A 13,213-nucleotide genomic window follows, 5' to 3' on the forward strand; every position below is an offset into this window, starting at 1 on the left:
GTGGCGCGCCGCGCGCAGCCGGCCGGCGGGCGCCGGTTCGCGTTCACCCCCACGGTGACCGTGTACCTGGCGCTGGCGGCCCTGCTGGTCGTCGGCAGCGTCCTGGTGGCGGTCGACGGCGGTGTGCTGCTCGACCAGGGCGGCATCCTCAACATCCTCACCCGCAGCACGGTCCTGGGCCTGGTCGCGGTCGGGCAGACCATGGTGATCGTCACCGGGTCGCTGGACCTGTCGGTGGCCTACCTGATCGGGCTGTGCTCGCTGGTCGCGGCCGAGACCATGGCCGGACAGGGGTCGATGGTCTTCCCCGGCGTCGCGCTGGCGCTCGCGGTGGCGGCGGCGGTCGGTCTGGTCAACGGGCTGGTCATCACCGTGTTGAAGGCCAACGCGTTCATCGCCACGCTCGGCGTCGCGCTGATCCTGCGCGGCTGGCTGGAGCACAACTACACCGGCCCGGCGGGCAGCGTGCCGCGGTCCTTCCAGCACCTGGGCTACGACCGGATCGGCCCGGTGCCGGTCGCGGCGCTGCTCATGCTGCTGATCGCGGCGGGCGCGTGGTGGTACATGCGCCGCACCCGGCCCGGCTACCACATGTACGCGGTGGGCGGTGACATCGAGGTGGCCCGGCTGTCCGGTGTCCGGACCTCGCGCACCATCGTCACCGCGCACGTCCTGTGCGCCTTGATGGCCGGTCTCGCGGGCGTGTTCCTGGCTTCCCGGCTGGGTTCGGGTGCCCCGTACGTCGGCACGGACGCGGGTTATGACCTGGAGTCCATCGCGGCCGTCGTGCTCGGCGGCGCGGCGCTGGCCGGTGGCCGGGGCGGGGTCGTGGGGACGCTCGGTGGAGTGCTCATCCTGGCCACGCTGGACACCATCTTCGACGACCTCGCGGTGGACCCGTTCTTCAAGGACGTGGTGCGCGGTGTCGTGCTCATCGTCGCGGTGGCGCTGTACGCGCGCCGCAAGCTGACCTCCGGGAGGGCGTCATGACGCGGTGGCGACCGAGGTTGGCCGACGGCACCGCACCCGTCCTGGTGGTGCTGGTGGTCCTGCTGGTGGCGCTGGCGTTCGCCGGCCCGGCCTACAGCGAGCCCGCCGGGTACCTGGCGCTGCTCAAGCGGGCCGCGCCGCTGGTGATCCTGGCCATCGGGCAGTACTTCGTGGTGGTGTCGGGCGGGTTCGACCTGTCGGTGGGGTCGCTGGTCACCGCCGAGGTGGTGATCGCGGCCCGGCTGATCTCCGGCGACGACGGCAACACGGCGTGGGTCATCGCGCTGCTGCTCGGGTTCGGCGTGCTGGTCGGGCTGGTGAACGGGCTGATCACCACGAAGCTGCTGGTGCCGTCGTTCATCGTGACGCTGGGCATGTTGCTGGTGCTCGACGGCGCGGTGTTCCTGTGGACCGGTGGCGCGCCGCGCGGCGCGTTGTCCCCGTCGTTCCGGGTGTTCGGGCGCGGCTCGGTGGACCTGCCGCTGCTGGGTGCGGTGCCGTGGTCGGTGCTGATCCTGCTCGCGGTGCTGGTGGCCGCGGTGCTGTTCATGCGCAGCGGCACCGGCCGGACCCTGCTCGCGGTGGGGGACAACGAGAACGCGGTGCGCCTGGCCGGTGGCCGGGTGGAACGGCTGCGGCTGCTCGCGTTCGTGCTCTCGGGTGTCCTCGCGGCGCTGGCCGCGATCCTGCTCGCCGGGTTCGCCGGCGTGTCCGCGCAGGTCGGGCAGGGCCTGGAGTTCCGGGCCATCACCGCCGTGGTCCTGGGCGGTGTGCTCCTCGGGGGAGGGCGCGGCTCGGTCGTGGCCGCGGCCGCCGGAGCGCTGTCGTTGGAAGCACTGTTCTCGCTGTTGAACCTGGTCGGCGTCTCCGGCGCGCTGGAGTCGGCCGTCCAGGGCGTGATCATCATCGCGGCGGTCGCCTACGCCGCCCACGGAGCCGGTCTGCGGCAGAGGTTCCGCCCTCGCAAGGCCGCACCGTCCCTCCCCTAGAACTCCGCCAATGAAGCCGAGGAGTAGCACGATGAACAGGAAGTTGGCCGTAGTGGCCTTCGCGGGCGCGCTCGCGTTGGCCGGGTGTTCGAGCGACCTGCCGGACTCCGGCAGCGCCGGCACGAGCACGACGTCCAAGCAGAACGCGGCGAAGTCGGAGTTCTTCGACCAGGCCGAGTACGAGCGGCAGTTGAAGTTCCGCTCCGCCAAGGCGGTGGACCTGGACGGCGACAACTCGCAGTTCAAGCCGTGGCAGCAGGCGCTGGACCCCAAGATGGTGGACACCGCCAAGTACGCCAAGCCCGGCGGCGGGTACCACCTGTGCTTCTCCAACGCCTCGGTGGACAACCCGTGGCGGCAGGTCGGCTGGAAGACCATGCAGGAGGAGGTGAAGCTGCACCCGGAGATCACGAAGTTCTCCACGCTGGACGCGGAGGCCAAGGACGACAAGCAGATCAGCGACATCCAGTCCTTCGCCTCGCAGGGCTGCTCGGCCCTGATCGTCTCGCCGAACACCACCGCGACGCTCACGCCGGCGGTGGAGGCGGCGTGCAAGACCGGTGTGCCGGTGATCGTGTTCGACCGCGGTGTGAAGACGAACTGCCCGGTCACGTTCATCCACCCGATCGGCGGGTTCGCGTTCGGCGCGGACGGCGCGGAGTTCCTGAAGGAGAAGGTGCCCTCCGGCGGCAAGGTGCTGGCGCTGCGCATCCTGCCCGGCGTGGACGTGCTGGAGCAGCGGTGGGCGGCGGCCAACGAGATCTTCGCGGGCAGCGGCCTGAAGGTCGTGGGCGTGGAGTTCACCGACGGTGACGCGGCCAAGACCAAGTCCATCGTCAACGACTACATCCAGCGCGAGGGCAAGATCGACGGCGTCTGGATGGACGCGGGCGCGACCGCCGTGGCCGCCGTCGAGGCCTTCCAGGACGCGGGCACGGCGCTGCCCGCGATCGTGGGCGAGGACCAGCAGGACTTCCTGCGCATGTGGGCCAAGGAGAAGCTGACCGCGGTGGCCCCGACCTACCCCACCTACCAGTGGCGCACCCCGGTCATCGCCGCGCTGCGCATCCTCCAGGGCAAACAGGTGCCGCAGGAGTGGGTGCTGCCGCAGCCGAAGGTCACGCAGGAGACCCTGCAGAACTACATCAAGGACGAGATGCCGCCGCTGCACTACGCGATGTGCGGCTGCGACCAGATGCCGGGCTACCCGCAGCCCTGGAAGTAGACCACCGCGGGCGGGCCGCGCGACCCCGGCCCGCCCGCGGTACCCCACACCCTGCCGAGAGGGACGACCAATGGCGGACGAACCCACCGGACTGTGGCTGATCGGCGCGCGCGGCTCCGTCGCGACCACCGCGGTCAGCGGACTGCTGGCCCTGCGCGCGGGGCTGGTGCCCGCGACCGGCTGCGTGACCGAACGGCCGGAGCTGGCGGGTCTGCCGCTGCCCGGCTGGGCGGACCTCGTGGTCGGCGGGCACGACGTGGCCCAGACCCCGCTGGACAAGCGGGCCGAACTGCTCGCGCAGGGCGGGGTGCTGCCGCACCACGTGCTCGGCGCGGTGCGGGAGGGCCTGCGCGAGGTCGACGCGGAGGTCCGCGACGGCTACCACCCGGCCACCCACGACGGTCCGCAGGCCGACGCCGCCCGGCGGCTGGCCTCGGACATCACCGCGTTCCGCGACCGGCACGGCCTGGCCCGGGTGGTCGTGGTGAACGTGTCCTCGACCGAACCGCCCGTGCCGCACGTGCCCGCCCACGACCACCTGGGCGCGTTGGAGAAAGCGCTGGCCGACCCGGCGAAACGGGTGCTGCCGCCGAGTTCCCTGGCCGCGTACGCGGCGCTGAACGCGGGCTGCCCGTTCGTCGACTTCACCCCGTCCACCGGGATCGCGTTGCCCGCGCTGGACGCGTTGGCCCGTCAGGAGGGCCTGCCCTACGCGGGGCGGGACGGCAAGACCGGTGAGACGCTGGTGCGGACGGTGCTCGCGCCGATGTTCACCGGGCGGGCGCTGCGCGTGCGGTCGTGGGCGGGCACGAACCTGCTCGGCGGCGGGGACGGCGCCACCCTGGAGGACCCGGCGCACGCGGACAGCAAGCTGCGGTCCAAGGCGCGCGGGCTGGAGGCCCTGCTGGGCGAGCCGGTGCCCGCGCCGCTGCACATCGACAACGTCCCCGACCTCGGCGAGGTCAAGACCGCGTGGGACCACGTGTCGTTCGAGGGGTTCCTGGGCGCGCGGATGAGCCTCCAGTTCACCTGGACCGGCCTGGACTCCTCGCTGGCCGCGCCGCTGGTGCTGGACCTGGCCCGGCTGACCGCCGCCGCGCACAAGGCGGGTGAGGTCGGGGTGTTGAGGGCGTTGGGGTTCTTCTTCAAGGACCCGCTGGGCAGCGACGAGCACCGGTTCGCCGCCCAGACCGAGGAGCTGTACCGGTGGGCGGCGGGGTTGGGCCGATGAGGGCGTACCTGGAGCTGGTGCGGGCGCCGGCGGCGTTGACCGTGCTGGGGGACACGCTGGTCGGCGCGCCGGAACCCTTGCGGGGCCGCCGGTTGCTGCTGCCGCTGGCGTCGGTCGCGCTGTACTGGGCGGGGATGGCGCTCAACGACTGGGCCGACCGCGACGTGGACGCGGTGGAACGGCCCGAGCGCCCGATCCCGTCCGGCCGGATCAGCCCGGAGGCCGCGCTGGCCACCGCGGCGGGTCTGACGGCGGTCGGTGTCGGGCTCGCGGCCGTGGCGGGGCGCAACGCCGTGCCGCTGGCCGCCGCCGTGTGGAGCTACGACACGGTCCTGAAGGACACCGCCGCCGGGCCGTTCGCGATGGCCGCGTGCCGGGGGTTGGACGTGTTGCTGGGCGGGCGGGCCGTGTTGCCCGCCGCGTTGATGGCCGCGCACACCCTCGGCGTCACCGTGCTCTCGCGCGGCGAAGTGCACGGCACCTCGCCCCGGATCGCCGGAGCCGTGCTGTCCGGGACGGTGGCGACGGCCTTGGCGGCTCTCGTCCGCAAGCCCGGCCTGATGGGGGCCGCGTCCGCGCTGGGGTATGCCGCGTCGGTTGGCAGCGCGCAGTGGGCGGCGGTCCGCGACCCGTCGGCGGGCTCGGCGCGGGCGGCCACCAAGGCCGGCATCCACGGCATGGTGCTGCTCCAGTCCGCCTTGTCCCGCAACGCTTCCTTCGTGCCGCTGGTGCTGCCGCTGGCGCGCCGGCTCAGCCGGAAGGTGGGTCCCACATGACGTTCCACCTGGGGTACGGCACCAACGGGTTCGCCAACCACCGCCTGGACGACGCCCTGGCGGTGATCGCGGACCTGGGCTACACCGCCGTGGCGCTCACCCTCGACCTCCACCACCTCGACCCGTTCGCCGACGACGTCGCCGCACAGACCAAGCGGGTCGCGGCGCGGCTTTCGGAGCTGGGGTTGCGGTCGGTGGTGGAGACCGGGGCGCGCTTCCTGCTCGACCCGTACCGCAAGCACCACCCGACCCTGGTCAGCGAGTCACAGGAGGTCCGGGTGGACTTCCTGGTGCGATCGCTGAAGATCGCCGCCGACCTGGGGTCGGACTGCGTGTCGTTCTGGTCGGGCATCGGGACCTCCTGGGACCGGTTGAAGGCCGGGGTCTCGGCGGTGCTGGACAGCGAGCCGCCGGTGCCGTTGGGGCTCGAACCGGAGCCCGGGATGCTCGTGGAGCGGCTGGAAGACGCCCTGCGGCTGCGGTCCGAACTGGGGGAGCCCGAGGCGTTGCGGATCACGTTGGACGTCGGGCACTGCGTGGCCGTCGAACCCGTGGACGCGGCGGCCTGCATCCGACGGGCCGGGGACCTGCTGGTCAACGTGCAGTTGGACGACATGCTGCCGGGCGTGCACGAGCACCTGGAGTTCGGTGAGGGGCACCTCGACCTGCCCGCCACGCTCAGCGCGCTCACCGACATCGGCTACACCGGGGTCGCCGCCGTCGAACTGCCCCGGCACAGCCACGCCGCGCCCGACGTGGCCCGGCGGTCGTTCACCGCGCTGCGGACCGCGTCCTGGGTGGCGGCGGCCGAACGGGAGGTGCGCGCCGACCCCGCGTCGCTGGAACGCCTGTTCGCGGGCGCGGGCCGGGTGGACCGGGCGCGCGAGGACGACCTGCGGGTGCGATTGCTGGAGGCATACCCCGGCGACTTGGCGGGAACCCTCACCACGCTGTACCGGCACGGCAGCTCGGCGGAGCGGCGGGCGGTGCTGCGCGCCCTCGGACCGGTCGGCGCGCGGGTGCCCGAGGTCGGGGTCGAGCTGGTCAAGGACGCCTTGCGGACCAACGAGACCGGGCTGGTCGCGGCGGCGCTCGGGCCGTTCGCGCGCGACCACCTCGATCAGCACTCGTGGCGGCACGGCGTGCTGAAGTGCCTGTTCATGGGTGTCCCGCTGGACGTGGTGGCGGGCTTGGCCGCGCGCACCGACGAAGAGCTGCTGCGGATGGTGGCCGCGTTCGCCGACGAACGCGAAGCCGCCGGCCGCGCGGTCCCCGACGACGCCCTCGCCCTGCTCCGAAAGGCCGTCTGATGCGCATCTTCGACCCGCACATCCACATGACCTCCCGCACCACCGACGACTACGAGGCGATGCACGCGGCCGGTGTGCGCGCGGTGGTGGAACCGGCGTTCTGGCTCGGGCAGCCGCGCACGTCGGTGGGGTCGTTCGTGGACTACTTCGACTCGCTGGTGGGCTGGGAGCGGTTCCGCGCCGCCCAGTACGGCATCGCCCACCACTGCACGATCGCGCTGAACCCCAAGGAGGCCAACGATCCCCGGTGCGTGGAGGTGCTGGACGTCCTGCCGCGCTACCTGGTCAAGGACGGCGTCGTCGCGGTGGGGGAGGTCGGTTACGACTCGATGACCCCCGAGGAGGACGACGTCTTCGCCCGCCAGCTCGAACTGGCGCTGCTGCACGAACTGCCCGTGCTCGTGCACACCCCGCACCGGGACAAGAAGGCCGGGACGCAACGGACGTTGGACGTGGTGCGCGAGTCCGGTGTCCCGGTCGGGATGGTCGTGGTGGACCACCTGAACGAGACCACGATCAAGGCGGTCGCGGACTCCGGGTGCTGGATGGGGTTCTCCATCTACCCGGACACCAAGATGGACGAGGACCGGATGGTGGCGTTGCTCAAGGAGTACGGCACCGACCGGGTCCTGGTGAACTCCGCCGCCGACTGGGGTCGTTCGGACCCGTTGAAAACGCACAAGACCGGGCTGGCGATGCTGGCGGCCGGGTTCGACGAGTCCGATGTGGACAAGGTGCTTTGGCGCAATCCGGTCGAGTTCTACGGGCAGAGCGGACGATTGCTGCTCGACGTCGAGGAGGTGGGTGCCGTGCACGCGGGCACCGGGAACTCGGTGCTGCGGGGTGAGCGGTGATCGCCTACTGCACCAACGTGCACCCGGCGCACGACCTGGCGGGCATCCTCGACCAGCTCGACCGGCACGCCGTTGGTGTGCGGGCGCGGTTAGGCGTGGACGTGCTGCCGCTCGGGCTGTGGTTGCCCGCGTCCGTGGCCCGGGGTCTGGCGGCGGACCCGGTGGCACGGCGGGGCTTCCGCGACGAGTTGACCGCCCGTGGGTTGTCGGTGAGCACGCTCAACGCCTTCCCGTACGGCGACTTCCACGACACCGTGGTCAAGCACGCGGTGTACCAGCCGAACTGGGTCGATCCGCGCCGGTTGGCCTACACCAAGGACTGCGCGACCGTCCTGGCCGACCTGATGCCGGCTTGCGCCTCCTACGGCAGCATTTCGACGTTGCCGCTGGCGTGGCGGGAGCCGTGGACCGAACAGGACGACGCCCACGCGGAGGCCGCGTTGTCCGAGCTGACCTCGTTCCTGCGGTCCTCGGACCGGCCCGTGCGGCTCGCGGTCGAGCCCGAGCCGGGGTGCGTGCTGGACACCGTGGCCGACGCGGTCGGGTGGCTGGCGGGCCGCGTGGACCCCGAGGTCATCGGGCTGTGCCTGGACACCTGCCACCTCGCGGTGTCGTTCGCCGACCCGGTGGAGACGGTCGAGCTGATCCGGCGGTCCGGGCTGCCCGTGGTGAAGGTGCAGGCGTCGGCGGCGCTGGAGGTGCGGGACCCGCGCGCGGCCCGGGCGGAGCTGGCGGCCTTCGCCGAACCGAGGTACCTGCACCAGGTCCGGGAGAACGCGCCGGACGGGGTGCTGGCGGCCGACGACCTGCCCGAGGCGTTCGAGGAACTGCCCGGCGAGCACCCGTGGCGCGTGCACTTCCACGTGCCGCTGCACGCCGAGCCCGGCGGTGCGCTGCGGTCCACGACGGACGTGCTGGTCGCGGCCGTGGTGGCGCTGGACGGGGACGTCCACGTCGAGGTGGAGACCTACACGTGGACGGTCCTGCCGGACGCGGGCGACCTGACCGAGGGCATCGCGGCCGAACTGGCGTGGGCTCATGAGCACCTGACGACGGGGGTGGCGGTGTGAAGCCGTTGGTGGTGATCGATGTCGTCGGCTTGACGCCGGCGCTGTTGCCGCACATGCCGAACCTTTCGGCGCTGTCCGGTCGGGCCTCGCTCGGGACCGTGCTCCCGGCGGTGACGTGCAGCGCGCAGGCGACCTTCCTGACCGGGTTGACGCCCGCGCAGCACGGGATCGTCGGCAACGGGTGGTACTTCCGCGACCTCGGCGAGGTCCACCTGTGGCGGCAGCACAACCGGCTGGTGCAGGGTGAGAAGGTGTGGGAGACCGCGCGGCGGTTCGCGCCTTCGTACAAGGCGGCGAACGTGTGCTGGTGGTACGCGATGGGCGCGTCCACCGACATCACCGTGACCCCGCGCCCGATCTACCACGCCGACGGCCGCAAGTCGCCCGACTGCTACGTCCGGCCGCCCGAGCTGCACGACCGGCTGACCGGGGCGCTGGGGGAGTTCCCGCTGTTCCAGTACTGGGGCCCGACGGCGGCGCTGAAGTCCAGCGAGTGGATCGTGGGTGCTTCGTTGCGGGTGTGGGCGCAGGAACGTCCGGACCTGCTGCTGGTCTACGTGCCGCACTTGGACTACGACCTCCAGCGGTTCGGGCCGTCGTCCCCCGAGGCGCGTCGGGCGGCGTCCGATGTGGACAGGGCGTTGAAGCCGCTGTTGGGGCTGGACGCCACGATCGTCGTGCTGTCGGAGTACGGGATCACCGAGGCGCGGCGGCCGGTGGACGTCAACCGGGCGTTGCGCCGGGCGGGGCTGCTGGAGGTCTACACCCAGGCGGGCATGGAGTACCTGGACCCGTGGACGTCCCGCGCGTTCGCCGTGGCCGACCACCAGGTCGCCCACGTCTACGTCCGGGACCCGGCCGACATCCCGCGTGCCCGTGCGGTGGTGGCGGAGCTTCCGGGCGTGGACGAGGTGCACGGGCGTGAGGCGCAGGCGTCGGTGGGGTTGGACCACGAGCGGTCCGGTGAGCTGGTCGCGGTGGCCGAGCCGGACGCCTGGTTCACCTACTACTACTGGCTCGACGACGCGCGGGCGCCGGACTTCGCGCGGGGTGTGGACATCCACCGCAAGCCCGGCTACGACCCGGCGGAGCTGTTCTTCGACCCGGCGGACCGGTTCGCCAAGGCCCGCGCGGGGTTGAACCTGGTGCGCAAGAAGGTGGGGCTGCGGTACGCGATGGACGTGGTGCCGCTGGACCCGTCGTGCGTCCGGGGCACGCACGGCCGCCTGCCCGACCGGGCCGAGGACGGGCCGGTGCTGCTGTGCTCGGAGCCGTTGGACCGCGACCGCGTGGAGGCGGTCGAGGTGCGTGACCTTCTGCTGGAACTGCAAGGGATGCCTGTGAAGGAGTCGCAGCGATGAGCCGGCCGATCACGTTGTTCACCGGGCAGTGGGCGGACCTGCCGTTCGACGAGGTGTGCGAGCTCGCCGCCGGGTGGGGGTACGACGGGGTGGAGATCGCGTGTTCCGGCGACCACTTCGAGGTCGACCGGGCGGTGGCCGACGACGGGTACGTCGAGGCGAAGCTCGCCCAGCTCGACCGCCACGGCCTGAAGGCGTTCGCCATCTCCAACCACCTGGTCGGGCAGGCGGTGTGCGACGACCCGATCGACTTCCGCCACCAGGCCATCCTGCCCGCGCGGATCTGGGGCGACGGCGAGCCCGAGGGGGTGCGGAAGCGGGCCGCCGAGGAGATGGCGGACACCGCGCGGGCGGCGGCCAAGCTCGGCGTGGACACGGTCGTCGGGTTCACCGGGTCGAAGATCTGGAAGTACGTGGCGATGTTCCCGCCGGTCCCGGAAGAGGTCATCGAGGAGGGGTACGCGGACTTCGCGCGGCGGTGGAACCCGATCCTGGACGTGTTCGACGAGGTCGGGGTGCGGTTCGCGCACGAGGTGCACCCGTCGGAGATCGCCTACGACTTCTGGACGACCCGGCGGGCGATGGACGCGGTGGGCAACCGGCCGGCGTTCGGACTGAACTGGGACCCGTCGCACTTCGTGTGGCAGGACCTGGACCCGGTCGGGTTCATCCTGGACTTCGCCGACCGGATCTACCACGTGGACTGCAAGGACACCAAGAAGCGCTTCGACGGCCGCAACGGGCGGCTGGGGTCGCACCTGCCGTGGGCGCACCCGCGCCGCGGGTGGGACTTCGTGTCGACGGGTCACGGCGACGTGCCGTGGGAGGAGTGCTTCCGGGCGCTGAACGCGATCGGCTACCGGGGCCCGATCTCGGTGGAGTGGGAGGACGCCGGCATGGACCGCTTGCGCGGCGCGGAGGAGGCGGTGCGGTTCATCCGGGGACTGCTGTTCGACCCGCCGGCAGCGGCCTTCGACGCCGCGTTCGCCCGCCGCGAGGACGGTTGATCCCGATGCCCGAGGTGGTGGAGGTGGGACCGGAACCCACCGCCGAGACCCTGCGGCTGATGGCCCTGCTGGCCACCGGCGCCACCGACCGCGCCATCGCCCGCGAACTGGGCGTGAGCACCCGCACCGTGCACCGCAAGATCGCCCGCTTGCAGACGTTGCTGGGGGTGCGGTCGCGCTTCCAACTCGGCGTGTGCGCCGCCGGCCACCGGTGGCTGTAGCCGTTCGGCGCAGGCGTACGCGTTTCGTCGAGTGACGTATCTCTCCGTTTGACCGGTATCGGCGGCAGGTAATGAAAGGATGCGCCATTCGGTTGAAAGGATCATGATGCACGAGCTGGACGCGCGACGCACCGTCGCCAACCCCCGCCGCACCCGGCTGGCCGCGGACTGGACCGCACAGCCCACGACGTCCCCCGCGGGCTCGACCTCGGAGTCCGCGCACGGCGACGACGCGCGCCGGAGTTCGGCGAGCGGCACGACGCCCGCCTGACGGGTTCCCGGGGCGGGCAGTCGCCGCGCCCCGGTCGACGTCGGAAGGTGCGCCGACGCACCAGGTCGACCACGGATCGCCGTGGTGGCGATCAGGGACCTGGCGTCGGCGCACCCTCACGCCTCGCGGGGACCCGCCCGCACCTTCTCTCATGCCCCGCTGCCGACCGCGCAGCCGCGCGCATCGAACGCGACTACCTCGAGCCTTCCTCCTCGACACCGCCGGTCCGGCCCGGTCCACTGTGGACCGCCGATGGCGGTGGCACTCGCGCGCGTCAAGTGTGATCCATCCGGCCGGGGTTCGGGCCGAACAGGGCAACCCAGGGTGGCCTAACTTAGGTTAGGGTGGCCTTGGTTTGCCCTGCCGTGGACCGGCGCCGAGACCGAGGAGTTTGGTGTGACCGAGTACGCCCTGGAAGAGATCGCGACGGGGTCGGCTGATCCGCTGGAGCTGGTGGGGCGGCTGGCGCGGGCCGGGTTCGACGACTACGTGGTGTACGAGCGCGGGGGAGCGTGGACGTTCGCGGGTGGCGCGTTGGCGACGGTGACGCTGGACGCCGGGCACGTGCGCGTCTCCCACGCCGGTGACCAGGTCGAACGCGCCTGGACGGGGTCGCCCGGGCAGGCGTTGGGGGACGCGCTCGCGGGGCTGCCGGTGCAGGGGTGGCGCGCCTACGGGCGGGTGGACTTCGCGTTCTCCGGGCTGGTCCCGGGGCTGGCGCTGCGCGGTGCGGACGCGCCGGTGGGGGAGATCGTGCGGCTGATCGTGCCGCGCACCGAGGTGACCCTGGGCGACGGCCGGGCGGTGGTCCGCGGGGTCGACGCGCGTGAGCTGGACCGGGTGCGCGAGGTGCTCGGCGGGGGGTTCGGCGCGGGTGTGCCGGCGGCCGAGCCGGTGGACATCCGGTCGGACGGCGCCAGCTACCGCGAGCGGGTGGCGCAGGCGGTGAAGGAGATCCGGCAGGGGCAGTACCAGAAGGTGATCCTGTCCCGGTCGGTGCGCATCCCGTTCCCGGTGGACATCGTGGCGACCTACGAGCTGGGCCGGCGCGGCAACACCCCGGCGCGGTCGTTCGTGCTGCGCCTGGACGGTCTGGAGGCGGCCGGGTTCAGCCCGGAGATCATCGTGTCGGTGGACGCCGAGGGCCGGGTCGTGACCCAGCCGCTGGCCGGCACCCGCGCGTTCGGCCGGGGCGCGGAGGTCGACGCGGCGGCGCGCACCGAGCTGGAGACCAACCCCAAGGAGGTCTTCGAGCACGCGGTGTCCGTGCGGACCGCGCAGGAGGAGCTGAGGCGGATCTGCGCGCCGGAGTCGGTGCGGGTCGGGGATTTCATGGGCATCAAGGAGCGGGGCAGCGTGCAGCACCTCGCGTCCCTGGTCAACGGCGACCTGGCCGCGGGCCGCACGGCGTGGGACGCGCTGGAGGCGGTGTTCCCGGCGGTGACCGCGTCCGGCATCCCGAAGCGCGAGTCCCTGGACGCGATCTCCCGCATGGACGAGGCCCGGGGCCTGTACTCGGGCGCGGTCGTCACCGTCGGCCACGACGGCTCGCTGGACGCGGCCTTGGTGCTGCGCGCGGTTTACCAGGACTCCGACCGGGCGTGGCTGCGCGCGGGCGCGGGCATCGTGGCGGACTCGACACCGGAGCGCGAGTTCGAGGAGACCTGCGAGAAGCTGTCCTCGGTGGCCCCGTTCGTCGTGAAGGCCTAGCCCTCCGTCCCACCCCACCATCGCGGCTTTTCGCCGCGCTCCGCGCGGCGGGCTGGCTATCAGCCACAGGCGGGGCTTCGGTTCCCCCACCGTATGGCCTGCCCGAAGGGCTACCACGCTGCGGGTCGGGTGGAGTCAAAAAGTTTTGCGAGGTACGAGCAAAAGTTTTTGCGGAACCCGGCCCGCAGCGTGGTTGGC

13 protein-coding genes are annotated in these 13,213 nt (G+C 72.3%); all 13 read left to right on the forward strand.

The window, feature by feature from the left end; genetic code table 11:
- The 13 genes from RIN75_RS35565 to RIN75_RS35625 all read left to right on the forward strand — a co-directional run bounded on the left by RIN75_RS35565 (position 1) and on the right by RIN75_RS35625 (position 13,015).
- The gene (locus RIN75_RS35565) at positions 1 to 990 is read left to right on the forward strand and encodes an ABC transporter permease (RefSeq protein ID WP_309116497.1); all 990 of its coding nucleotides are present in this window, start codon (positions 1 to 3) and stop codon (positions 988 to 990) included.
- Positions 987 to 1,979: an ABC transporter permease gene (locus RIN75_RS35570; RefSeq protein WP_309116484.1), complete on the forward strand. Its 993-nt coding sequence runs from the start codon at positions 987 to 989 to the stop codon at positions 1,977 to 1,979. Before RIN75_RS35565 ends, RIN75_RS35570 begins: the two co-directional genes overlap by 4 nt.
- Positions 1,980 to 2,010: 31 nt before the next feature.
- The gene (locus RIN75_RS35575) at positions 2,011 to 3,204 is read left to right on the forward strand and encodes an ABC transporter substrate-binding protein (RefSeq protein ID WP_309116485.1); all 1,194 of its coding nucleotides are present in this window, start codon (positions 2,011 to 2,013) and stop codon (positions 3,202 to 3,204) included.
- Between the two features lie 70 nt (positions 3,205 to 3,274).
- Entirely contained in the window at positions 3,275 to 4,435 is a 1,161-nt protein-coding gene (locus tag RIN75_RS35580) for an inositol-3-phosphate synthase (RefSeq protein WP_309116486.1), read from the forward strand.
- Positions 4,432 to 5,211: an SCO3242 family prenyltransferase gene (locus tag RIN75_RS35585; protein ID WP_309116487.1), complete on the forward strand. Its 780-nt coding sequence runs from the start codon at positions 4,432 to 4,434 to the stop codon at positions 5,209 to 5,211. Before RIN75_RS35580 ends, RIN75_RS35585 begins: the two co-directional genes overlap by 4 nt.
- On the forward strand, positions 5,208 to 6,521 hold the full coding sequence (locus RIN75_RS35590; protein ID WP_309116488.1) for an EboA domain-containing protein: 1,314 nt from the start codon (positions 5,208 to 5,210) through the stop codon (positions 6,519 to 6,521). Before RIN75_RS35585 ends, RIN75_RS35590 begins: the two co-directional genes overlap by 4 nt.
- Positions 6,521 to 7,375, forward strand: coding sequence for a TatD family hydrolase (locus RIN75_RS35595; protein ID WP_309116489.1), 855 nt, complete (start codon positions 6,521 to 6,523; stop codon positions 7,373 to 7,375). The genes RIN75_RS35590 and RIN75_RS35595 overlap by 1 nt, the downstream gene beginning before the upstream one ends.
- Positions 7,372 to 8,445, forward strand: a complete 1,074-nt coding sequence (gene eboE / locus RIN75_RS35600) for a metabolite traffic protein EboE (RefSeq protein WP_309116490.1) — start codon at positions 7,372 to 7,374, stop codon at positions 8,443 to 8,445. The genes RIN75_RS35595 and eboE overlap by 4 nt, the downstream gene beginning before the upstream one ends.
- A complete protein-coding gene (locus tag RIN75_RS35605; RefSeq protein ID WP_309116491.1) occupies positions 8,442 to 9,806 on the forward strand; it encodes an alkaline phosphatase family protein in 1,365 nt (454 codons plus the stop codon). Before eboE ends, RIN75_RS35605 begins: the two co-directional genes overlap by 4 nt.
- Positions 9,803 to 10,813 (forward strand): sugar phosphate isomerase/epimerase family protein, encoded by a 1,011-nt coding sequence (locus tag RIN75_RS35610; protein ID WP_309116492.1) that lies wholly within the window; start codon positions 9,803 to 9,805, stop codon positions 10,811 to 10,813. The genes RIN75_RS35605 and RIN75_RS35610 overlap by 4 nt, the downstream gene beginning before the upstream one ends.
- Before the next feature lie 5 nt (positions 10,814 to 10,818).
- Positions 10,819 to 11,034 carry a helix-turn-helix transcriptional regulator gene (locus RIN75_RS35615; protein WP_309116493.1) on the forward strand — a complete coding sequence of 72 codons (216 nt, stop codon included), beginning with the start codon at positions 10,819 to 10,821 and terminating at the stop codon, positions 11,032 to 11,034.
- Between the two features lie 106 nt (positions 11,035 to 11,140).
- Positions 11,141 to 11,305, forward strand: a complete 165-nt coding sequence (locus RIN75_RS35620) for a hypothetical protein (RefSeq protein ID WP_309116494.1) — start codon at positions 11,141 to 11,143, stop codon at positions 11,303 to 11,305.
- A gap of 396 nt (positions 11,306 to 11,701) precedes the next feature.
- Positions 11,702 to 13,015 (forward strand): salicylate synthase, encoded by a 1,314-nt coding sequence (locus tag RIN75_RS35625; protein ID WP_309116495.1) that lies wholly within the window; start codon positions 11,702 to 11,704, stop codon positions 13,013 to 13,015.
- Positions 13,016 to 13,213: the final 198 nt, after the last annotated feature.

The sequence above is a fragment of the Saccharothrix sp. genome, assembly GCF_031180885.1.
Taxonomy (GTDB): Bacteria; Actinomycetota; Actinomycetes; order Mycobacteriales; family Pseudonocardiaceae; genus Actinosynnema.

Bases quoted from the DNA above. Each gene is read 5' to 3' on its own strand.
- RIN75_RS35570 (WP_309116484.1), top strand. From the start codon at position 987: ATGACGCGGTGGCGACCGAGGTTGGCCGACGGCACCGCACCCGTCCTG.
- RIN75_RS35575 (WP_309116485.1), top strand. From the start codon at position 2,011: ATGAACAGGAAGTTGGCCGTAGTGGCCTTCGCGGGCGCGCTCGCGTTG.
- RIN75_RS35580 (WP_309116486.1), top strand. From the start codon at position 3,275: ATGGCGGACGAACCCACCGGACTGTGGCTGATCGGCGCGCGCGGCTCC.
- RIN75_RS35585 (WP_309116487.1), top strand. From the start codon at position 4,432: ATGAGGGCGTACCTGGAGCTGGTGCGGGCGCCGGCGGCGTTGACCGTG.
- RIN75_RS35590 (WP_309116488.1), top strand. From the start codon at position 5,208: ATGACGTTCCACCTGGGGTACGGCACCAACGGGTTCGCCAACCACCGC.
- RIN75_RS35595 (WP_309116489.1), top strand. From the start codon at position 6,521: ATGCGCATCTTCGACCCGCACATCCACATGACCTCCCGCACCACCGAC.
- RIN75_RS35610 (WP_309116492.1), top strand. From the start codon at position 9,803: ATGAGCCGGCCGATCACGTTGTTCACCGGGCAGTGGGCGGACCTGCCG.
- RIN75_RS35615 (WP_309116493.1), top strand. From the start codon at position 10,819: ATGCCCGAGGTGGTGGAGGTGGGACCGGAACCCACCGCCGAGACCCTG.
- RIN75_RS35620 (WP_309116494.1), top strand. From the start codon at position 11,141: ATGCACGAGCTGGACGCGCGACGCACCGTCGCCAACCCCCGCCGCACC.